General features: G+C 73.0%; 19 protein-coding genes and 1 pseudogene. 9 read left to right on the forward strand and 11 right to left on the reverse strand.

The features are described from left to right. Positions 1-24: 24 nt before the first annotated feature. Positions 25-1422 (forward strand): glycoside hydrolase family 6 protein, encoded by a 1398-nt coding sequence (locus tag AMK26_RS06120; RefSeq protein ID WP_073752662.1) that lies wholly within the window; start codon positions 25-27, stop codon positions 1420-1422. A 435-nt stretch (positions 1423-1857) separates the two neighbouring features. Next, positions 1858-3765, forward strand: a complete 1908-nt coding sequence (locus AMK26_RS06125) for a hypothetical protein (RefSeq protein WP_241837796.1) — start codon at positions 1858-1860, stop codon at positions 3763-3765. A 193-nt stretch (positions 3766-3958) separates the two neighbouring features. Here AMK26_RS06125 and AMK26_RS06130 read toward each other — a convergent pair whose 3' ends face one another. Further along, positions 3959-5107 (reverse strand): GH12 family glycosyl hydrolase domain-containing protein, encoded by a 1149-nt coding sequence (locus tag AMK26_RS06130; protein WP_107420860.1) that lies wholly within the window; start codon positions 5105-5107, stop codon positions 3959-3961. A 270-nt stretch (positions 5108-5377) separates the two neighbouring features. On the opposite strand from AMK26_RS06130, the gene AMK26_RS06135 reads away from it, so the two are divergent. Beyond that, positions 5378-6094 carry a hypothetical protein gene (locus AMK26_RS06135; protein WP_073752666.1) on the forward strand — a complete coding sequence of 239 codons (717 nt, stop codon included), beginning with the start codon at positions 5378-5380 and terminating at the stop codon, positions 6092-6094. 158 nt (positions 6095-6252) lie between these two features. Then, a complete protein-coding gene (locus tag AMK26_RS06140) occupies positions 6253-6729 on the forward strand; it encodes a hypothetical protein (RefSeq protein WP_073752699.1) in 477 nt (158 codons plus the stop codon). Here the strand turns inward: AMK26_RS06140 and AMK26_RS06145 are convergent. After that, a complete protein-coding gene (locus tag AMK26_RS06145) occupies positions 6689-7717 on the reverse strand; it encodes a LacI family DNA-binding transcriptional regulator (RefSeq protein ID WP_073752701.1) in 1029 nt (342 codons plus the stop codon). The genes AMK26_RS06140 and AMK26_RS06145 overlap by 41 nt on opposite strands. 157 nt (positions 7718-7874) lie before the next feature. Here AMK26_RS06145 and AMK26_RS06150 point away from each other — a divergent pair, with 157 nt between their 5' ends. Next, positions 7875-9308, forward strand: a complete 1434-nt coding sequence (locus tag AMK26_RS06150) for an NCS2 family permease (protein ID WP_073752703.1) — start codon at positions 7875-7877, stop codon at positions 9306-9308. A 3-nt stretch (positions 9309-9311) separates the two neighbouring features. Here the strand turns inward: AMK26_RS06150 and AMK26_RS06155 are convergent, their stop codons facing one another. From AMK26_RS06155 to AMK26_RS06185, 7 genes are all read right to left on the reverse strand, one after another. Next, the gene (locus AMK26_RS06155) at positions 9312-9710 is read right to left on the reverse strand and encodes a hypothetical protein (RefSeq protein WP_198944010.1); all 399 of its coding nucleotides are present in this window, start codon (positions 9708-9710) and stop codon (positions 9312-9314) included. A 111-nt stretch (positions 9711-9821) separates the two neighbouring features. After that, positions 9822-11270 carry a penicillin-binding transpeptidase domain-containing protein gene (locus AMK26_RS06160; RefSeq protein WP_073752707.1) on the reverse strand — a complete coding sequence of 483 codons (1449 nt, stop codon included), beginning with the start codon at positions 11268-11270 and terminating at the stop codon, positions 9822-9824. 77 nt (positions 11271-11347) lie between these two features. After that, positions 11348-12013 (reverse strand): response regulator transcription factor, encoded by a 666-nt coding sequence (locus AMK26_RS06165; protein WP_073752709.1) that lies wholly within the window; start codon positions 12011-12013, stop codon positions 11348-11350. Continuing rightward, positions 12010-13260, reverse strand: a complete 1251-nt coding sequence (locus tag AMK26_RS06170; RefSeq protein WP_073752711.1) for a sensor histidine kinase — start codon at positions 13258-13260, stop codon at positions 12010-12012. The genes AMK26_RS06165 and AMK26_RS06170 overlap by 4 nt, the downstream gene beginning before the upstream one ends. Beyond that, a complete protein-coding gene (locus AMK26_RS06175; RefSeq protein ID WP_073752713.1) occupies positions 13257-14192 on the reverse strand; it encodes a hypothetical protein in 936 nt (311 codons plus the stop codon). The genes AMK26_RS06170 and AMK26_RS06175 overlap by 4 nt, the downstream gene beginning before the upstream one ends. Positions 14193-14270: 78 nt before the next feature. Then, positions 14271-14741 carry a GNAT family N-acetyltransferase gene (locus AMK26_RS06180; RefSeq protein ID WP_073752715.1) on the reverse strand — a complete coding sequence of 157 codons (471 nt, stop codon included), beginning with the start codon at positions 14739-14741 and terminating at the stop codon, positions 14271-14273. Then, the gene (locus AMK26_RS06185) at positions 14741-15511 is read right to left on the reverse strand and encodes an IclR family transcriptional regulator (RefSeq protein ID WP_073752717.1); all 771 of its coding nucleotides are present in this window, start codon (positions 15509-15511) and stop codon (positions 14741-14743) included. Before AMK26_RS06185 ends, AMK26_RS06180 begins: the two co-directional genes overlap by 1 nt. A 107-nt stretch (positions 15512-15618) precedes the next feature. Between AMK26_RS06185 and AMK26_RS06190 the strand changes: the two genes are divergently transcribed. Then, complete coding sequence (locus AMK26_RS06190; protein WP_073752719.1) at positions 15619-17148, forward strand: aldehyde dehydrogenase (NADP(+)); 1530 nt, start codon at positions 15619-15621, stop codon at positions 17146-17148. A 5-nt stretch (positions 17149-17153) separates the two neighbouring features. Further along, the gene (locus tag AMK26_RS06195) at positions 17154-17765 is read left to right on the forward strand and encodes a DUF1349 domain-containing protein (RefSeq protein WP_073752721.1); all 612 of its coding nucleotides are present in this window, start codon (positions 17154-17156) and stop codon (positions 17763-17765) included. On the opposite strand, the gene AMK26_RS06200 is transcribed toward AMK26_RS06195, so the two are convergent. Beyond that, on the reverse strand, positions 17704-18435 hold the full coding sequence (locus AMK26_RS06200; protein ID WP_443333142.1) for an MFS transporter: 732 nt from the start codon (positions 18433-18435) through the stop codon (positions 17704-17706). The genes AMK26_RS06195 and AMK26_RS06200 overlap by 62 nt on opposite strands. A 15-nt stretch (positions 18436-18450) precedes the next feature. On the opposite strand from AMK26_RS06200, the pseudogene AMK26_RS06205 reads away from it, so the two are divergent. Both AMK26_RS06205 and AMK26_RS06210 read left to right on the forward strand, forming a co-directional pair. Beyond that, positions 18451-18747 (forward strand): annotated as a pseudogene (locus tag AMK26_RS06205) (helix-turn-helix domain-containing protein); the annotation flags it as partial. Positions 18748-18845: 98 nt separating this feature from the next. Then, entirely contained in the window at positions 18846-19922 is a 1077-nt protein-coding gene (locus AMK26_RS06210; RefSeq protein WP_073752723.1) for a class I SAM-dependent methyltransferase, read from the forward strand. Here the strand turns inward: AMK26_RS06210 and AMK26_RS06215 are convergent. Continuing rightward, the gene (locus AMK26_RS06215) at positions 19919-20395 is read right to left on the reverse strand and encodes a DUF1877 family protein (protein ID WP_073752725.1); all 477 of its coding nucleotides are present in this window, start codon (positions 20393-20395) and stop codon (positions 19919-19921) included. The two genes, AMK26_RS06210 and AMK26_RS06215, sit on opposite strands and share 4 nt — an antisense overlap. Positions 20396-20479: the final 84 nt, after the last annotated feature.

A 20479-nucleotide genomic window follows, 5' to 3' on the forward strand; every position in this document is an offset into this window, starting at 1 on the left:
CCCTCCCCGAACAAGGAGCCGTACGTGACCACCCCGTACCGCCGCGGAAGCAGGTGGCGAGGGTTCGCCGCCGCCCTGGCCGCAGCCGCCACCGCCGCCGCACTGCTCGGCGCGGCACCGGCCGCCACCGACAGGGCCCCCACCCACGTGGACAACCCCTTCGCGGGCGCGTCGTTCTACGTCAACCCCGACTACGCCCGCCTCGTCGAGGGGTCCATCGCCAAGGCCGCCGACCCGGCCGTCCGGGCGAAGATGAGGACGGTCAAGCGCTACCCGACGGCCGTCTGGCTGGACCGTATCGCCGCGATCCACGGCGGCGCCGCCAACGGGGGCCGCAAGAGCCTCGCCCAGCACCTCGACCTGGCGCTCGCCCAGAAGAAGCCCGGCAGGCCGGTCGTCGCCACCTTCGTGGTGTACGACCTCCCCGGCCGCGACTGCGCCGCCCAGGCCTCCAACGGCGAACTGCCGCTCACCCAGGCCGGCCTGGAGCGCTACCGCACCGAGTACATCGACGCCATCGCCAAGGTCCTCGCCCGCCCCAAGTACCGCGACGTCCGCATCACCACGGTCATCGAGCCCGACGGCCTGCCGAACCTGGTCACCAACCTCGCCGACCCGGAATGCGCCCAGGCGCAGAGCAGCGGCATCCAGGTCGAGGCCATCCGGTACGCGCTCGACAGGCTGCACGCCATCCCGAACGTGTACACGTACATGGACTTCGCGCACGCCGGCTGGCTCGGCTGGGACAGCAACCTGGCGCAGACCGCGCAGCTGTACACGGACGTCGTCAAGGGGACGGCCGCGGGCCTCGCGAGCGTGGACGGGCTGGTCACCAACGTCTCCAACTACACGCCGCTCGCCGAGCCGTTCCTCACCGACCCGGACCGGGTGGTGGGCGGAGCCCCGGTCAAGTCGAGCGCGTTCTACGGGTGGAACCCGCAGTTCGACGAGGCGGACTTCACCCGGGCCATCCACCGCGAACTGGTCGCCCAGGGCTGGCCCGAGAGCACCGGAATGGTCATCGACACCTCCCGCAACGGCTGGGGCGGCCCCGGCCGGCCCACCGCGGAGAGCACCAGCACCACCCTCGACACATACGTCACCGAATCCAAGGCGGACCGCCGGCCGCAGCGCGGGCTGTGGTGCAACGTGAGCGGCGCCGGCCTGGGCGAGCCGCCGCAGGCCGCACCCGCCGGGTACCCGGACTCGCACCTGGACGCCTTCCTGTGGGTCAAGCCGCCGGGCGAGTCGGACGGGGCGGGGAAGGACATCCCGAACGACGAGGGCAAGCGCCCGGACCCGATGTGCGACGCGGAGACGACGCCCGGCGCGCTGCCGGACGCGCCGCTGGCCGGCCACTGGTTCCACGACCAGTTCCGGATGCTCGTCACCAACGCCCACCCGGCGATCCCGCTGAAGTGATCCCTGGAAGGAGAAGGTCATGAGGAGAGGTCACGCGTCGGACGGCGCCTACGCACCCCCCTGTCCCTGCTGAGCCTGCTCGCCGTACTGCCCGCGCTGCTCATGGTGGTGATGTCGGGGAGCCCGGCCGCCGCGCACGGCGCGATGATGCCCAGCCGGGCAGCCGTACCCCGACCGGCGTCTGCGCGGCCACCCAGCGCACGGTCAACGCCTGGAGCGGCGGCACGGCTCGCTCGCCCCCGGCGCCACGACCACCTACGGCTTCACCGCCACGGGCGGCGCCCCCGCCCACCACGCCACAACTGAGCTGCATGGTCCACCACCACTGAGCCACACGAAGCGGCCGGCCGTGCCCACGGGGGGACGGCCGGACCCGCTTCGACTGCACAGGGCCTACAGTCGTCCGGTACTTCGCGCGTTGGTGATAATGCGCGGGTGACCAGACCTCCTCTGCCGGTGCCCGCCGAACACATACCGCCCGGCACCGCCGCCTGGCGGACTCCCGACGCCCAGCGCTGGCTCGCCGCCGTGCCCGGCCGATGGGCACACCCTCTGTGGGCGCTGCTGGCGTTGGTCGCCTCGCTGGTGTGGGACGTGGTGGCGGCTCCCGTCGCCCCCTGCACGTCCGCCGACCCGTGCGGCACCGACTGGCTGGGCCTCGGGACAGCCATCGTGCTGGTGCTGACCCTGTACTGGGTGTGGCGGCAGCCGCGGCTCGCGCTCGCGGGGCTCGCGGCCACGCTGGCGGGGTTCGCCGTGGAGGGCGGCTTCACGGCGGCGCTGGGGGAACCATCCGCGCTCGCGTTCCTCATGGCCGCCGCGTTCACCACCGCCGGGCTCATCCACCGGCTGGCCGTCGTGGGGCGGCAGCGGGCGCGGGCCCTGGAGGCGGCCGGGCCGGTCGCACAGCCGCTGCCCGCCGCCGCGCGGACGTTCCGCCGTGGCCGGCTCTCCTTCGTCCTGGCCGCGCTGCTGCTGGCCGTCGCCGGGTTCGGCTGCTGGCAGGTCCAGCAGGTCGTCGACGCGTACGAGGAGCGGGCCGCGGGAGCCGCACACCTGTCCGGGCGGGTCACGGCCCTGGAGCGGGACGGCGACGTCGACATCCTCAAGGTGGAGGCCGACGGGCGTACCCATCGCTTCGAGACGGCCTACCCGGAGGACTTCCCCGTGGACAGCCGGGTCGACGTCGTCGTGGACGGCGACTGGGCGGCGCTGGTCGCGGAGCCGTTTGACTCCTTCGGCTGGGAGCTGCTGGTGCTGGTCGGCTCCGTCGCGGGGCTGGCGTTCCTCGCGAACGGCGTGGACGGGCGGACACGTTCGAAGCGGCTGCGGCTCGAGCCGCAGCCGGTGCTGCGCGTACTGGTGCGCGAGGGTCACGACGACGGCCGCACCTGGGTGTTCGCAGCCGACGACCCGGAGGGCCTTCGGCCGATCCTGCACTTTCACTCGCTGTACGCCTTCGAGGACGAGGACGAGGACGAGGACGCGGACGAGGACGCGGACGAGGATGAGGACGGCGGCGACGCGGGCGACGGCCCCGCAGCCGTCGTCGAACTCGGTAAGGTCATGGAGATTGTCAACGGCGAGGACCCTCCCCCGCCGCTGCGGGAGGCCGTCTTGTACGGCGTCCCCTTCGTCGGGGCCGAAGTCGCCTTCGTCGCGCGCGACGGCGCGGACGACGCCGAGGTGTCGGTGGAGTGCAGCGTCACCGCGGTGAAGCCGGCCGTTCCGGGGTTGGTGGAGCGCGGGCCGCGGCGCCGTGAGCGGGCAAGCTCGCGGCGTCCCTGCGACGAGATCGCCGTCGGCATGACACCCACGGCGGCCCCGCGGGTGTGGACGGCGCACGGCTTCTCTCGCGCGGTGGGCTTCAGCCTGCTGCTGGTCCAGGGCGGCGGCATGTGGGCCGCTCTCGACGACGGGCTGTCGTGGAGCTGGCTGTGGCTGGCCGTGGGTCTGCCGTGGCTGGTGACGGCCGTGGCGACGGCGCTCACCTGGCGTATCGCCGCCGACCGTGACGGGCTGTGGGTGACGGGGGCGTGGCGCGTACGGCGGGTCCCGTGGAACGTGATCACGTCCGTGCGGCACTCCGACGACGGCATCCGCGTCGACCGGGCCAAGGACTCCCCCGTCGAACTGACCCCCACCGGCTGGGCGTGGCTGGAGCGCCGCCTGGGCCGCGAGCCGCGTGCGGTGCGCGCCGCCGAGGAGTTGCGGGCGCTGCTGCTCCACCCGGAACTGCGGCCGTTGGAGGAGGCGCCGACGGGTCGGCAGGGCATGCCGGTCGGGCCGCCGCTGGTGGCCCTGTCCGTGCTGTGGGGCGTGGCGGTGCTGCTTCTGCTGTGACCGGACCGCAGGTGGCGACCGGCCTCAGGTCTCGCTCAGGGCGTACCTGCGGCGGGGGGGGCGTCCGCCGGGGTGGAGAGCGGTGAGACTCCTCGCGGCCGACCGCCTCGTCGACGAGGCCGCCGCGGGGCGCCGGGTGGGGACGTGAGCCCTCGCCGGTGGGGCGTTCACCGACGAGGGCGGCCGACGCCGGCTACGCCACCGCGCACGCCGTTCCGTTGAGGCTGAACTGCGCGGGCCTGGCGAACGTGCCCGTGTAGGTGCCCTGGAAGCCGAACGACTGGGTGCCGTTCGCCGGGATCTGGGCGTTGGAGGGGGTGTTCGTGGCGGTCACCGCGCCGGAGGAGGGGGTGAGGGTGGCGTTCCAGGCGTTGGTGACGCTCTGGCCGGCGGGGAGGGTGAAGGCGACCCGCCAGCCGTTGACGGGGGCGGAGCCGGTGTTGGCCACGGTCACGTTGGCGGTGAAGCCGCCCGGCCAGACGTTCGTGGCGTAGGTGACCCGGCATGCGGAGGGGGTGCCGGGGCCGCCCGGGTCGCCGGGGCCGGTGCCGCCGGCGTTGACGGTGGAGGAGAAGGAGGCCACGCGCAGCCCGGCGCCGTTCTGCCAGGGCTCGAAGCCCGCCTGGACGCTGGTGACGTACCAGGACGGCTGTGCGAGGCCCCGGGCGACGGCCTGGTCGACGAAGTCCATCACGTCGAAGTTCCAGCTGCTGATGGCGGAGGGCGCCACGAAGGAGATGACGTCGTTGGCGCCGTTGCTGCCGGTCCACACCTCCCAGGACCGGCCGCCCACCGTGGCGGTACCGGTGGGTGAGCCGATGGGCTGGATCGGGCCGACCCGGTTGAACCAGATCATGATCTCGGTGCGGTTCACGCCGTCGGTGCGGGGCGTCGGGTCCAGCCAGATGTCGTACGAGGCGTTGTAGACGGCGTTGCTGACGTACCCGTACGAGATGCTGGACGGCGCGCTGCTGATGGCGTCGACCCGCATCGGCAGGTTGGTGCCGGGGGAGCAGTTCGTGTAGTGACAGCCGTTGTAGATCGAGGGGTACGACTTGGGCGCCCCGTTCGTCGGGACGGAGCCGTCGGCGCGGGTGAGCTCGAAGCCGGTGGCGGTCGCGTTGACGCACTGCGTCGCGCTGGTGCCCCAGCGGTTGTTCTGGACGACGTAACGGCCCTGGATGGTCGTGGAGCCGAACTGGTCGCAGATCAGCGTGTCGGCCCGCGCCGGGGCGGTCGCCGTGACGAGGGCGGTCAGTGAGCCCAGCGTCAGCAGGGCCGCGGTCGCGGCGGTGCGCAGGGAGCGGGCGCGGTGGCGGGCGCGGCGGATGAGGCTCTTCATACGGGTGCGGGTCCCTTCCGGATGAGCGGTATGAGGGGGTCCGATTTGGGAGCGCTCCCATTCCTGCGTCCGTAATGGGACTGTAGGAGCCACAGGAGTGGGTGACAAGAGATCGGACGCGTGCATTGACGTGAGCCCATCACGTCAGCACAGTGGTGGACGAGGGCGGGAGCGCTCCCAAAACCTGCCGCCCTCACTCCGGTGGCGCGGCGGCGGAGAACGCCGATCTCCTCCGCCGTGCCGCCTTCCATCCCCAGGAGGGAACCCCCGATGCGCCGACCCACCGCACGCTTAGCCCTGGCCGCCTTCGCCGCGCTCGCACTCGTCGTCACCGCGATCGCCGTCCAGCTGGGCGTCTCCCGCCCGGCCACCGCCGCCGCCGGCCAGACCACGGCCGTCAACGGCGGCCCCGAGACCTTCACGCAAGCGCTCCCAACCGGCGGGGCCTCGCAGTACACCACCCCGCTGGAGCGCTGCCACACCAGCCCCAGCTACCCGCTCTCCGGCCGCAACCCCATCCTCGACGAGCCGCTGACCAGGTCCTTCACCTCCAACGTCCCGCTGTCCGTCAGCGTCCGCGCCGACAGCACCACCGGCTACGGGCTGCGCGAACTGGTCTTCACCAACCGCTCCAGCAAGCCCGTCCACCTGGACTGCGGCGTCCTGATCTTCCTCGCCCCGTCCGGCTCCGACCAGCACCACTACGGCGCCTCGCAGCCGTTCGGCCACCCGCAGCAGGACTTCGTCGAGGTGAAGCGCGGCGACGGCACGTCGTACTACATCGCCCGCCTCGGCTTCCACGACGTGGCGCTGCCCCAGCGCGGCATCGACCCCGGCCACACCTGGGTCTACAAGCTCGGCGGCCCGAACCAGGGCGCCGTGAGCCTGGAGACCACCCGTGACTCGATCCGCTTCACCGCGGACCTGACCGTCTCCTCCAACACCGACCTGGTGAAGAAGTACGGCACCACCCGTTACGCCAACTGACGGTCGCCAACCGACGGTCTCCCGACCATCTCCCACAGGGCCGCGTGGCCGGGTGCCTGCCCCCCGGCCACGCGGCCCGCACCCCGCAAACCCGTACGCCCGCGGGCCCGCAAGCCGTACGCCCGTACGCCCGCAAGCCCGTACGCCCGGAAGGCCCCATGCGCCGAAACTCCCGCCTGCCGCTGCTCGTCACGGTGCTCGTCGCCCTCCTCGCCATGGCGTTCGTCAGCCGAGCCCAGGACGGCACCCCCGAGGCCTCCGGCGCCACCGGAAGGGGAGGCGCCACCGCCTCCGAGGCCGCCAGGTCCGCCGCCCAAAACCACCTCGGCCTGCTCTCCGGCGGCGACTGGTCCGGCGCCTGGGACGGCTGGAGCAGTGACGCCAAGCAGCGGGTGCCGCGCGCCACCTACGTACGCGCCGGCCAGGCCTGCCACCCGCTGCTCGCCGTGCCCCTCCAGACGGCCCGCGCCGTCCCCGTGAACGACCGCACGGTCGACGTCGACTGGCAGGGCGGCGGAGCCTCCGGCACCCTGCGCATGGTGTACGAGGACGGGCGGTGGCGCGTCGCGACGCCCCCGGCTCAGCGGTGCGGCCTCACGTCGACGCCCGCTCCACCAGCTCCGTCCGCAGGATGACGTGCCGCCAGGAGGCCGCGCCGCCCTCCTGGACGGCCTCCAGCAGCACCTGGGCCATCGCCCGGCCCATCTCCTCCACCGGCTGGCGCACGGTCGTCAGCTGAGGGTTCGTGTGCTGGGCGATCGGCGAGTCGTCGAACCCCACCACGGCCACGTCCTCCGGCACCCGCCGCCCCGCCGCCCGCAGCACGTGCAGCGCGCCCGCCGCCATCACGTCCGACGCCGCGAAGATCGCGTCCAGCCGCGGGCGCCGCGCCAGCAGCTCCCGCGTCGCCCGGCGCCCGCTCTCCTCCGTGAAGTCGCCCTGCGCGGTCAGCTCCGGGTCCACCACCCCGAACGCCTCCCGCATCTCCTCCCGGTACCCGCGCAGCCGGCACTGCGCCCCGTACATGTCGAGCGGGCCCGCGATCGTCGCGATGGCGCGCCGCCCCGTCCCCACCAGGTGCCGCACGGCCGCCCGCGCCCCGCCGACGTTGTCCGAGTCGACGTACGACACCGGCTCGTCGCTGCGGCGCCGCCCGCTGAGCACCGTCGGCACCTCCAGCTCCGCCAGCAGGTCCGGCAGCGGTTCGCTGTCGTGCACCGACACCAGCAGCACCCCGTCCACCCGGCCCGCCCGCGCGTACTGCACGAACCGCTGCCGCTCCTTGTCGGTGCGCACCAGCGTCAGCAGCAACTGCATCTCGGTGTCGGCGAGGCCCGCGCCGACCCCGTGGACGATGTCGGAGAAGAACGGCTCGGCGAAGAACCGCCGCGCGCTCTCCGGTATCACCAGCGCCACCGCGTCGGCCCGGCTGCCCGCCAGGGCGCGGGCGGCACGGTTCGGTACGTAGCCGAGCTCGGCGATCGCCCGCTGGACCAGCAGCCGGGTCGCCTCCTTCACCCCCGGCGCGTTGTTGACGACCCGCGACACCGTGCCCCGCCCCACGCCCGCGAGCGCGGCGACCTCCTCCAGCGTGGGCGGGCCCACCCGTCCTCGTCCGACCATCCCGTGACCTCCAAGGCTCCATCGAATCACCGGACACGGCCACGCCCCACCCGTTGATCACATGTGTTACACGCCGTAAACCTGGAACCGCCCGCTCCCCGGCCACAATCGGTCCACCCACCCGCCGATCCCCCCACCCCGTCCGACGAGGAGTCCCATGCCGGCAGCACAGGCCGCGGCACAGACGGCGGCACACGCCGTCGACCGCTACTTCCGCATCAGCGAACGCGGATCGAGCTTCGCACGCGAGGTCCGCGGCGGGTTCGCCACCTTCTTCACCATGGCGTACATCCTCGTCCTCAACCCGATCATCCTGGGCGGCGTCGAGGACAAGTTCGGTACGCAGTTGTCGGGGCCCCAGCTCGTCACCGTCACCGCCCTGGTGGCGGCGGTGATGACCGCGGTCATGGGGCTGGGCGGCAACCTCCCGCTCGCCCTCGCCGCCGGACTCGGCCTCAACGCCGTCGTCGCCTTCCAGCTCGCGCCGCTGATGAGCTGGGCCGACGCGATGGGCCTGGTCGTCCTCGAAGGCATCCTCATCTGCGTCCTGGTCGTCACCGGGCTGCGCGAGGCGGTCATGAACGCCATCCCGCAAGCGCTCAAGCAGGCCATCAGCGTCGGCATCGGCCTGTTCATCGCGTTCATCGGCTTCATCGACGCCGGTTTCGTCACCCGCGTCCCCGGCGACACCGGCACCGTCCCCGTCCAGCTCGGCGCCACCGGACGGCTCGCCGGCTGGCCGGTCCTGGTCTTCTGCCTCGGCGTGCTGCTCACCATCGCGCTCATGGCGCGCAAGATGCGCGGCGCGATCCTGATCTCCATCGTCACGATGACGGGCGTCGCGATCGTCATCAACGAACTCGCCGACATCGACCCGCTCTCCTGGGGCCTGACCGTCCCCGTCATCCCCGACGACGTCGTCGCCGCCCCGGACTTCGGCCTCGTCGGCTCCTTCAGCCTCTTCGGCGCGTTCGAGCAGGTGGGGGCCGTCACCCTGGTGCTGCTGGTGTTCACTCTCCTGCTGAGTGACTTCTTCGACACCATGGGCACGGTCGTCGGCGTCTCCAGCGAGGCCGGGCTCCTCGACGAGAAGGGCAGGGTCCCGAACATCGGCCGGATCCTGCTCATCGACGGCGCGGCGGCGGTCGCGGGCGGCGCGGCCTCCTCGTCCTCCAACACCTCGTACATCGAATCGGCGGCCGGTGTCGGCGAAGGCGCCCGCACCGGCTTCGCCTCGCTCGTCACCGGCGGCCTGTTCGCCGTGGCGCTCTTCCTCACCCCGCTCGCCACCGTCGTCCCCGCCCAGGCCGCCGCGCCCGCGCTGGTCGCGGTGGGCTTCCTGCTGATGGCCCAGGTGCGCCACATCGACTGGGAGCGGTACGAGATCGCCATCCCCGCGTTCCTGACGGTGGCGGTCATGCCGTTCACGTACTCCATCACCAACGGCATCGGCGCCGGGTTCCTCGCGTACGTCGTCATCAAGACCGTCCTGGGCAAGGCCCGCGAAGTGCACCCGCTGCTGTGGGGCGCGGCGGCGCTGTTCGCGGTGTACTTCGCGATCGACCCGGTCGAGCGGCTGCTCGGCGCGTAGGCGTCAGGCGTGCCGGCGCCCGGCGCGCGGGGACGCGTTCCGCTCGTACCGCAGCGCCGCCCCCGTCACCACCGCGCCCAGGCCCTCCCACAGGCCCACGCCCAGGAACCCGGCCGGGGCGCGCCCGGTGACGACGGCGAGGGTGAACACCGCGCAGGTGAGGAGGCGGAAGGGGACCGTCCAGCGGAAGAAGGCCTTCCAGTCGGCCAGCGCCGCCAGCAGGTAGTAGACGCCCATATTGACCGCCGCCATGGACGAGGCGGTCAGGAACGCCAGGGTGTGGTCCCCCTCCGCGCGCCGGGCGTCCGGTATGGGTGCGAAGCCCATGACCGCCAGCAGCGCGTCGGGGGAGGCCAGGCCCACCGCGCCGAGCGCCGTGGCGAGCAGCCCGAAGACCGCCATGGTCCAGCCGGACAGGGAACGCGGACGGGGCAGCGGTCGCACGGCGGGTCCTCCTACGCACAGGGTCGGGACCTGCATACCGTGCGGCCACCAACCACCGCCCACCGGGGGCTACTTCAGCGCCGCCGCCATCATCTTCTGTGCCACCGGCGCCGCCAGCCCGTTGCCGCTGACCTCCGCGCGCTCGGCGTTGGAGTCCTCGATCAGCACCGCGACCGCGACCTCCTTGCCGGTCCCGGCGTCCTTGGCGTACGAGGTGAACCAGGCGTACGGCTTCTCGCTGTTCTCCACACCGCGCTGCGCCGTGCCCGTCTTGCCGCCCACCTCCGCGCCGTCGACCTTGGCGTTGGAGCCCGTGCCGTCCTCGACGACCGTGACCATCGCGCTGCGCAGCTGCTCGGCGGTGGACGACGACACGATCCGCCGCGCTTCCCCGTCCTCGTACGACTCCAGGGTCTCGCCGTCCGCGTCCACGACCTTGGACACCATGTGCGGCGCCGCCAGCATCCCGTCATTGGCGATGGCGGCCGACACCATGGCCATTTGCAGCGGCGTGGCCGTCACATCGAACTGGCCGATGCCGGACAGCGCCGTCTGCGCCTTGTCCATCGCGGACGGGTAGACGCTCGCGTAGGCGCGCACCGGCACGTCCTGCTCGTCGTCGTTGAAGCCGAACTTCTCCGCCATCGCCCGGACCTTGTCCTTGCCCAGGTCGACGGCCATCTTCCCGAAGACGTTGTTGCAGGAGTACTGGAGGGCGACCCGGATCGAGGCGTTCTCGCAGGGCGCGGACGGGTTCTCGTTCTCCAGGTCCGTGACGGTGCCCGGCATCCGGTACGGGTTCTCGCTCCTCGTCGGCTCGTCGACCGATGCGTACAGACCGTTCTCCAGCGCGGCCGCCGCGACGACCAGCTTGAACGTCGAGCCCGGCGCCACCGGCTGCCGGATCGCCCGGTTCACCAGCGGCTTGTCCTCGTCGTCGGTCAGCTTCTTCCAGGCGTCGCCGTCCGTCATCCCGGCGATCGTCGACGGGTCGTACGACGGGGTGCTGACCATGCCCAGGACGCGCCCCGTCTTCGGGTCGATCGCGACGGCCGCGCCCTTCACATCACCCAGCGCCTCGAACCCGGCCTTCTGCACCGCCGGGTCGATCGTCGTGAGCACATCACCCGGCCCGGTCCGCTTGCCGGTGAGCGCGTCGAGCGGGTTCTTCAGCCGGGGGTCCGTCCCGTCCAGCACGGAGGAGTAGATGCCCTCCAGCTGGTTCGACCCGTACGCCTGCGAGCTGTAACCGGTCACGGCCGCGTACAGCGCGCCGTCCTTGTACGTGCGCTTGTAGCGGAGGTCGCCGCCCTTCGTCTCCTTCGAGCCCGTGACCGGCGAACCGGCCACGACGATGTCCCCGAGCGGATGGGCGTACTGCTCCATGACGTTCCGCCGGTTGTGCTTGTCGTCCGCGAGCGCCTTGGCTTCGTACGCCTGCACCCAGGTCGCCCGGAGCAGCAGGGCGAACACCAGCAGCAGGGAGAAGACGGCGGCTCTTCTGATCGTCTTGTTCATCCCGCACACAAGGACGAGTGAGGGGGAGGGGCGGGTTCCAGGACGCCCTGTTTCTCAGGAAACGTTCATCCGGGCGTTCATCGAGGGGAGCCGGCCGAGGTGATGAAGCCCGACTCGTACGCCGCGATCACCGCCTGCGTACGGTCCCGGGCCCCGGTCTTGGCCAGCACCGCCGCCACGTGCGTCTTCGCCGTCGCCGGGCCGACCCCCATCCGCCGGGCGATCTCCGCGTTCGTCAGGCCCGTCGCCATCAGCCGCAGCACCTCCGCCTCCCGCTCGGTCAGCCGCGCGACCCACGGCGGGGCGGCCGCCGGGCGGCGGGGCGCGTACGCGGCCGCCAGGCCCCGCAGCGCCGCCGGGTACAGCAGCGAGTCGCTGCGCGAGACCAGCCGGACCGCGCCCACCAGGTCCTCCGCCGCCGCCCGCTTCAGCAGGAACCCGGCCGCCCCGGCGCGCAGCGCGTCGTACACATAGCTGTCGTTCTCGAAGGTCGTCACCACCACGATCCGGGGGCGCGGCTCGGGCACGGAGGCGAGGATCCGCTCGGTGGCGCGGATCCCGTCGACCTCCGGCATCCGTACGTCCATCAGGACGACGTCCGGCCGCACCTCGCGCACCACGGACACGGCCTCGGCACCGGTCGCCGCCTCGCCGGCCACCTCCAGGTCCGGCTCGGCGTCCAGGATGACGCGCAGCGCGGTACGCACCATCCGCTCGTCGTCCGCCAGGACGATCCGGATCATCGGTCGGCCTTCCCCAGCGGCAGGCGGGCCGTCAGCCGCCACACGCCGTCCACCGGGCGGGCCCCGGCGGTGCCGCCCAGCAGCCTGGCCCGTTCGCCGACGCCCCGCAGGCCCAGGCCGCCGCCGGGGCGGGCCACCGGGGGCCGGGTGGGCAGGGGGTTCTCCATGGTGATCTCCACCTCGTCCTCGTACCGCACGATGGTCACCGACACCGGCTCGCCCGCCGCGTGCCGGGCCGCGTTGGTCAACCCCTCCTGCACGATCCGGTACGCCTCGCGGGACACCGGCTCCGGTACGCCGGTCACGTCGCCGCCCTCGACGGTCAGCGACACATGCCGGCCGGTCGCGGCCAGCAGCGCGTCCAGCGTCTCCAGGCCCGGCCGCCCCGTCAGCTCCCCGTCGTCCTCACCCTGCCGCAACAGGCCCAGCACCGCGTCCAGTTCACCGACCGTGCGGCGCGTCGTCTCCTCGATCGCCGCCAGCGCCTCCCGTACGAAGCCGGGATCGCTGTCGAGCACCGTGCGCGCCGCGCCCGCCTGGAGCGTGACGGCGCTCAGGGCGTGCCCCACCGAGTCGTGCAGCTCCCGGGCGAGCCGGTTGCGTACGGCCAGCTCGGCGGCGCGCCGCTCGGCCGCCGCCAGCCGGTCCGCGGGCGTCGGCCCGAGCAGCAGCGGCGCCTGCCGGGCCAGCAGCGCCCCGGCCCCGGCGGCCGCCGCCGCGAGCGCGACCAGCATCGCGAGCCCCGCCGGCACCCCGCCGTACACCAGCCACCGCTGGTCCAGCGACCAGAACGCGGCGAGCGCCGACTCCCGCAGCGCGGGCGAGAGGGGCACCACCATCACGGTGACCGCGAACGGCGGCAGCGCCAGCGACGCCCCGCTGAGCAGCCCGCCCAGCCCCACATGCAACGTGAACCACCCGGCTGTGCGCGCCCTCGCCGCCCGCGACCTCGCCGGCCCGTCCGCGAACCGCTCCGCCGGAACCCCGCACAGCGTCCGCGCCGCCGCCACCGACATGGGCCGGGCGAGCGGGAACAGTGCCGTCACGGCGGCGAGCGGCAGGGCCACGCCGTACGCCCCGAACTGCACCACCGGGGAGGCGGTGAACATCCCGGCCCCGTCCACGAAGGGCGCGACGACCAGCGTGCCGAGCAGCCAGTACGGCATCAGCAGCGCGCCGCCGAGGATCAGATGCACCCACCGCAGCCGTGCGCGGCGCCCGAGCAGCGCCGTACCCAGGGCCTTCACGCGCCTCGCCGCCGCAGGAAGGCGGCCACGAGGCAGGCCAGCAACACGCCCGTGATCATCTCGCCAGCGTAGGCCAGGGTCATCGGTGCCGTCGGCTCGTTGGCGGGATCGGTCTGCGGCACCAGTACGGAGAGCAGCAGCCAGCCCCCCCAGCACCCGACACCGCCGGTCCCGGTCCAGGCGAGCGCCAGCGGCACCTTCACGGGCAGCGCCCGTCCCAGGCGGAACACCAGCATCAGCACACCCGCCATGGCGGCGGCCGCGAAGAGCAGACGTACGCCCTCCAGGATGGCGAAGTCGCTGGAGCGTTCCGCGATCCGCCCCGCCGGCAGCCCGTGCGTCGAGCCGGAGATCCACAGCACACGCAGCGCGGACGGCGCCAGCAGGAGCGCGGCCGCGGCCACGGCCGTCACCCGGTCGACGGGCCGGAACAGCGCGGGGGACAACTCCCGCACGCTGCCCCGCCACACCCGGCTCCAGCGGTCCCGGGCGTACAGCGCGAACAGGGTGCCGAGGGTGAGGCCCTGGACGATGAAACCGCCGTAGACGACGGAGAAGACCCACGCGTCGAGGAACGGCTCCTCGGGGGCCGCGTTCCGCCCGGCCACCAACTGGGCAGGGAAGCCCACCATGATGGGCCCGAGCAGTCCGGTGGCCACCCACATGGGGAACGCCGTCAGCCACGGCCTGATCCGGAGGCCCCAGCGCTGGGTGAACAGCAGCGCCAGGACGACCACGGCCGCGTCCATCAGCACCGTCGCCGCGTTGAGCGCGGCCATGATGTCCGGGTTGTCCAGCAACGCGCTGCCGTCGGGGATGCCGACGCGGCTGCCGGACAGCCAGGCGATCTTGAGCGAGACGTACGGGACGCATGAGGCGATGGCGAGGGCGCGGAGCACCCGGCGGACCCTGGTGGGCGAGGTCGTTGTCATGCCCCCACGCTCCCGTCCGGGGCGGGACCCGCGCCTCCTGCCCGACGGCGAACCGTCTCCGCCGCGCGGCGGAGACGGTCAGGCGGGCAGGATGAGGACCACCTCGTCCGTCTCCTCGCCCCGGGCGTGCGCGAAGCCCCGGTCATGGCCGGCGACGGTGAAGCCGCACTTCTCCAGGACCCGGATCGAGCCCGTGTTGTCGGCGGCGGCGCGGGCGTGCAGCGGCCGCACCGGTACGACGCCGAGCAGGGCGCGCAGGGCGGCGGTCGCGATGCCCCGCCCCCAGTGGGCGCGGCCGATGACGTACGTCACCTCCCGCTCGTCCGGCGGCCCGTACACCGCCGCGTGGCCGACGACCCGCCCGTCGGCGAGCACTGTCCGTACGACGGCGTCGGAGGCGAGGACCCGGGCCCAGTGGGCGTCGAAGTACGCCCGGTCGGTGGGGTCCTCGCAGGTGAAGGCCGCGACCCGGCCGGCCTCGGGGTCGCTCATGTGGGAGAAGAACACCGGCAGGTCGCTCTCCCGTACGTTCCGCAAGGTCACGTCCATCAGAGCCGTCGGGTGGCGAGCGTCAGCCGGTCGCGGGCGTCGAACAGCGCATCCTTGATCATCTGCTCGTGTGCCGGGGTGAGCCGGGCGACCGGCACGGAGCAGCTGATGGCGTCCCGCGCCGGGGTGCGGTACGGGATCGCGATGCCGAAGCAGCGCAGGCCCAGCGTGTTCTCCTCGCGGTCCACGGCGTACCCCTGCTCGCGGACGGTGTGGAGCTCCTCGATGAGCTTCTCGCGGTCCGTGATGGTGTGCTCGGTGAGCGCCGGCAGCGTCTCCGGGAGCATCTTGCGGACCTGCTCGTCGCCGTACGTGGCCAGCAGCGCCTTGCCGAGCGAGGTGGAGTGGGCGGGCAGCCGGCGGCCGACGCGGGTGAAGGGACGCAGGTAGTGCTGGGACTGGCGGGTGGCGAGGTAGACGACGTTGGTGCCGTCCAGCCGGGCCAGGTGGATGGTCTCGGTGGTGTCGTCGGAGAGCCGGTCCAGGGTGGGGCGGGCGGCGGCGACGACCTCGTCACCGTCGATGTACGAGGTGCCCACCAGCAGCGCGCGCACGCCGATGCCGTACCGCGTGCCCGTGGCGTCCGTCTCCACCCAGCCGAGCTCCACCAGGGTGCGCAGCAACATGTACAGGCTGGACTTGGGGTAGCCGACGGCTTCCTGCACGGCGGCCAGCGAGTGCATGCCGGGACTGCCCGCGAAGTATTCGAGCAGTTCCACCGTGCGGACGGCGGACTTGACCTGTGCCCCGCCGGATTCGGTAGCTGGCATCAGCACCCCTCTTGTAAACACGCCGCGCCCGTTAATAGAGTCCCATTCATCATCAGGAACGCTGTTCAGAATACCGAACAACCACGCAAGGCGGGAAGGACGTAGCGGTGTCAGCAGCACAAGTCTGGAGTGTCGACCCCCGAACCGGGAAGCGGCGTGAAGAGGTTGCCGTCGAAGCCACGGCCGAGGACGTCGACCGCGCCGTACGCGCCGCGCACGCCGCCCGGGGCGCCCTCGCCGACCGCGCGGTGCGCGCCGCCTTCCTGCGTACCGCCGCCGATCTGCTCGACGGCGCGAGGGACCGGCTGGTGGCGGCCGCCGACGCCGAGACCGCACTCGGCACCCCCCGCCTGACCGGCGAACTGGCCCGTACCTGCTTCCAGTTGCGGGCCTTCGCCGACATCGTCGACGAGGGCGCCTTCCTCGGCGTGATCATCGACCACCCCGACGACACCGCCACCCCGCCCATCCCGGACCTGCGCCGCTACAAGGTGCCGCTCGGTGTCGTCGCCGTGTACTCCGCCTCGAACTTCCCCTTCGCCTTCTCCGTGCCCGGCGGCGACACCGCCAGCGCGCTCGCCGCCGGCTGCCCCGTCGTCGTCAAGGCCCACCCCGACCACCCGGCCACCTCCGAGCTGGTCGCCGCCGTCCTCGGTCAGGCCGCCGCACACCACGGCATCCCGCAGGCCGTCGTCGGCCTCGTCCACGGCTTCGACGCGGGCGTCGCGCTCGTGAAGCACCCGCTGATCGCGGCCGCCGGATTCACCGGCTCGGTACGCGGCGGGCGGGCGCTCTTCGACGCGGCGGCCGCCCGCCCCGTGCCCATCCCCTTCCACGGCGAACTCGGCTCCCTCAACCCGGTCGTGGTCACCGAGGCGGCCGCCGCCGAGCGCGCCGAGCAGATCGGGACCGGGCTCGCCGGGTCGATGACGCTCGGGGTGGGCCAGTTCTGCGTCAAGCCGGGCCTGGTGCTGGCGCCCACCGGCGCGGACGGCGACGAACTGGTCACCTCCCTCGCCGGCGCGGTCAAGGACGTAGCCCAGGGGGTGCTCCTCGACCACCGCATGCGGGACAACTTCGTCGCGGGCGTCGCCGAGCGCGCCGCGCTCCCCGACGTCGAGGCCCCCGTCGCCCCCGGCGCCGGCGACGAGCACACCGTCAGCCCCGGGTTCCTGACCGTGCCCGCCGCCAGGCTGGCCACCGAGGGCGCGCACGACCTGCTGCTGGAGGAGTGCTTCGGCCCCGTCACGGTCGTCGCCCGGTACGACGGCGACGACGAGGTCGCCGCCGTCCTGTCCCGCCTCCCCGGCAACCTCACCGCCACGGTCCACCTCTCCTCGGAGGAGGCCTCCGGCGCGGGCCGCGGCGCCGAGATCCTCGCCGAACTCACCCCGCTCGCCGGCCGCGTCCTCGTCAACGGCTGGCCCACCGGCGTCGCCGTCGCCCCCGCCCAGCACCACGGCGGCCCCTACCCGGCCACCACCTCCACCTCCACCTCCGTCGGCTCCACCGCCGTCGAACGCTGGTTGCGGCCCGTCACCTACCAGTCCACCCCCGAGGCGCTGCTCCCGCCCGAGCTGCGCGACGACAACCCGCTCGGTCTTCCCCGCCGCGTCGACGGGCGGCTGGAACACTGACCCCCATGGATCTCAAGCTGCCCGAACTCCCCTTCCCGCTACGGGCGTACGGCCCCGACGCCGGCTGGTCCTACGAGGACGGGGTGCTCACCGGCTGGGCCGGCCCCCGCCAGGACCGCTTCGTCCCCCCGACGGGCGACGCGCTGGACCCGGTCTCCGACGCGCCGCGCCTGCTCGGCGCGGCGCCGGAGGGCGACTTCCAGCTGATCGCCCGCGTGAGGGCCGACCTGGCGGCCGCCTTCGACGCGGGCGTGCTGTACGTCCACGTCGGGGAGCGGGAGTGGGCCAAGCTCTGCCTGGAGCTGTCCCCGGACCGGCCGACCGTCTGCACGGTCGTCACCCGGGGCCACTCCGACGACGCCAACTCCTTCGTGGTGGAGGGCGACAGCGTGTGGCTGCGGGTCAGCCGCACGGGCAGGGCGTTCGCGTTCCACGCCTCGACGGACGGCGAGCACTGGACCTTCGTCCGGATCTTCGCCCTCGGCGACGAGGAGCGGGCGGGCGCGGCGCTGGTCGGGTTCATGGCCCAGTCGCCGGTGGGGGAGGGGTGCGTGGTCACCTTCGACCGGATCGCGTACCGCCCGAGCTGGCCGGACGGCCTGCGCGACGGTTCCTGACCCATGCCTCCCGGCCGGTACCGGACGGCCCCCGGCCGGTACCGGACGGCCCCCGGCCGGTACCGGACCGCTCCCGGCCGGTACCGGAACCCGGCGCGAGGCGGGTGGACGCGAGCGCGGTGAGCGTCATCAGTACGACGCTCAGGACGAGACTGACACGCATCCCGTGCACGAACCCCCCTGCCACCAGCGACCCGAACACCGCGATGCTCAAGGCCCCCGCCGTCTGCCGCACCGCGTTCAGCAACCCGGCCGCCGTACCCGCCCGTTCCGCGGGGACCGCTTCCATCATCGCGGCGATCAGCGGTGGCAGGGCGAGGCCGCAGCCCAGCGCGAGGGGCACCAGCAGCACGGCCACCAGGGCGAGGGGCGTGGCGTCGTCCACGTACAGCGGGAGCAGCAGCATCCCGGTGATCGCGACGACCTGGCCCGCCACGATCGGCAGCCGGGCACCGTGCCGCGCGGCGACCTTCGCGGACAGCACGTTCACGGCCGCGAGGAGCCCCGTCATCGGCAGGGACATCAGCCTCGCGCCCAGCGGTGAAAGCCCCCGCACCTGCTGGAAGAAGAGGCTGAAGACGAACACCATGCCGTAGAAGGCGACGCTCGCCGCCGACCCGGCCGCCACCGCCACCGCCACCGTCGTGGACCGGAACAGCCCCAGCGGCACCACCGGATGCGGGTGCGGCCGCTCACCCTGAACGACCTGGCACGGCACGCGGGCGTCAGCGTCCGCACCCTCACTCGCCGCTTCCACGCCGAGAGCGGCATGAGCCCCCTGCAGTGGCTGCTCCACCAGCGCGTCGAGCGCGCCAGGGAACTCCTGGAGACCACCGAACTCCCCATGGACCAGGTCGCCCGGGCGTGCGGCCTCGGCACCGCCGACTCGCTGCGCGCCCACATGGTGCGCCGCACCGGCCTGACCCCGAGCGCCTACCGCGCCACCTTCACCCGCCTCGCAACCACCCCCGGGCCCCGGTAGTGGCGCTCCGGCTCGCCGTCACCGCGCCGTGAGGTTCCGGGCCCGATCGCGGCGTAACGTGACGAACAAGATTAAAGCGTGCCTTTCTGAGGAGGACCATGACGACCCCGGACGTTGCCCGCCAGGAGGCCTTCACCGAGCTGATGGTCGACGTGCTGAACAAGGGGGTGCTGGCCCTCCTCATCAGCGTCGGCCACCAGACCGGCCTGTTCGACACCATGAGCGCCCTGCCTCCCGCCACCAGCGCCGGCATCGCCCAGGCGGCGGACCTCGACGAGCGGTACGTACGCGAGTGGCTCGGCGGGATGGTCGTCGGCGGCATCGTGGAGTACGAGCCGGACGGCGCGACGTACACGCTGCCGCCCGAGCACGCCGCCTCGCTCACCACGGCCGCCGGGCCCGACAACCTCGCCGGGATGATGCCCTACATCGCCCTGATGGGCGAGGTGGAGCAGCAGGTCGTCGCGTCCTTCCGCGACGGCGGCGGCGTCCCGTACGAGGCGTACCCCCGCTTCCAGGCGCTCCAGGCCCAGGAGACGGCCCGTGTGTACGACGCGGCCCTCGTCGACACGATCGTCCCGCTGGTCCCGGGCCTCACCGAGCGGTTGCGCGACGGCATCGACGTCCTGGACGTGGGCACCGGCCAGGGCCACGCCCCGCTCGTCCTGGCCCAGGCATTCCCACGCAGCCGCTTCCACGGCCTCGACCGGTCGGAGGACGGCATCGCGGCCGCCCGCCGGGAGGCCGAGCGGCTCTCCCTGGACAATCTCCGCTACACGGTGGCCGACTCCACCGAGATCCCCGGCCGGTACGACCTGATCACCGCCTTCGACGTCATCCACGACCTGGCCCGGCCGCAGCAGACCCTCGACGCCATCGCCGCGTCCCTCCGCGACGGCGGGACCTTCCTGATGGGCGACATCGCCGCCTCCAGCAACCTGGAGGAGAACGTCGACCACCCCTTCGGACCCGCCCTCTTCGGCTTCTCCGTCTTCTACTGCATGACCACCTCCCTGAGCACCGGCGGCGCCGGCCTCGGCACGGTCTGGGGCGAGCAGACCGCCCGCCGCATGCTGGGCGAGGCGGGCTTCACGGACATCCAGGTCCGGTCGGTCGAAGGGGACCCGCTCAACGTCTACTACGTGGCCACCACCGCCACCACCGCCCCCGCCTAGAACCAGGCGGCCTTGACCACGGCATGGCCGGCCGAGGCTGTGCGCCGGTAGAAGGCGCACAGGTCCCGGTGGTGGCCGAGGAGTATCTCCTTCACCACCGCCTCGTCCCACCCGGCGAACACCGCGCGTATCTTGTCCCCGGCCGTCTCCCACAGGGCCTCGAACGACGCACCGGCGAGGAAGTCCGCCGCCGACCGCACCTGGTCCGGCGGGAGGACGAGGAAGGGTGGCCGGTCACCGTCGGGATACTCGACCGGGCGGCCGCCGTATACGGGCAGCTCCCGGTCCACGCACCCGGCCGTGGCGTAGAGCTGGTCGACAAGGCCGAAGTCCTTCTCGATGGACGTGGCGAGGCCCGCCCGGTACTCGGCGGGATGGTCGTCCCAGGCCGCGGACATGAACGACTCCAGCCAGGCGAGGTCGTCCCGTACATCGCCTTCCGGCACGGCACGGAAATGCAGGTGATAGCTCACGGCAGCGCCCTTTCGATCAGTACACCGACCGTATCGGCCACCACTGACACCGCGTGCGCATCCGTACGCAATCCGCAAGCACAG

This window comes from Streptomyces sp. CB03234 (assembly GCF_001905885.1).
In the GTDB taxonomy this organism is placed as follows: Bacteria; Actinomycetota; Actinomycetes; order Streptomycetales; family Streptomycetaceae; genus Streptomyces.

What these genes read in the sequence shown, in the direction of transcription:
- AMK26_RS06130 (WP_107420860.1), bottom strand. Translation starts at nt 5,107, where the DNA reads ATGAAGAGCCTCATCCGCCGCGCCCGCCACCGCGCCCGCTCCCTGCGC.
- AMK26_RS06135 (WP_073752666.1), top strand. Translation starts at nt 5,378, where the DNA reads ATGCGCCGACCCACCGCACGCTTAGCCCTGGCCGCCTTCGCCGCGCTC.
- AMK26_RS06140 (WP_073752699.1), top strand. Translation starts at nt 6,253, where the DNA reads ATGCGCCGAAACTCCCGCCTGCCGCTGCTCGTCACGGTGCTCGTCGCC.
- AMK26_RS06145 (WP_073752701.1), bottom strand. Translation starts at nt 7,717, where the DNA reads ATGGTCGGACGAGGACGGGTGGGCCCGCCCACGCTGGAGGAGGTCGCC.
- AMK26_RS06150 (WP_073752703.1), top strand. Translation starts at nt 7,875, where the DNA reads ATGCCGGCAGCACAGGCCGCGGCACAGACGGCGGCACACGCCGTCGAC.
- AMK26_RS06155 (WP_198944010.1), bottom strand. Translation starts at nt 9,710, where the DNA reads ATGGCGGTCTTCGGGCTGCTCGCCACGGCGCTCGGCGCGGTGGGCCTG.
- AMK26_RS06160 (WP_073752707.1), bottom strand. Translation starts at nt 11,270, where the DNA reads ATGAACAAGACGATCAGAAGAGCCGCCGTCTTCTCCCTGCTGCTGGTG.
- AMK26_RS06165 (WP_073752709.1), bottom strand. Translation starts at nt 12,013, where the DNA reads ATGATCCGGATCGTCCTGGCGGACGACGAGCGGATGGTGCGTACCGCG.
- AMK26_RS06175 (WP_073752713.1), bottom strand. Translation starts at nt 14,192, where the DNA reads ATGACAACGACCTCGCCCACCAGGGTCCGCCGGGTGCTCCGCGCCCTC.
- AMK26_RS06180 (WP_073752715.1), bottom strand. Translation starts at nt 14,741, where the DNA reads ATGGACGTGACCTTGCGGAACGTACGGGAGAGCGACCTGCCGGTGTTC.
- AMK26_RS06185 (WP_073752717.1), bottom strand. Translation starts at nt 15,511, where the DNA reads ATGCCAGCTACCGAATCCGGCGGGGCACAGGTCAAGTCCGCCGTCCGC.
- AMK26_RS06195 (WP_073752721.1), top strand. Translation starts at nt 17,154, where the DNA reads ATGGATCTCAAGCTGCCCGAACTCCCCTTCCCGCTACGGGCGTACGGC.
- AMK26_RS06210 (WP_073752723.1), top strand. Translation starts at nt 18,846, where the DNA reads ATGACGACCCCGGACGTTGCCCGCCAGGAGGCCTTCACCGAGCTGATG.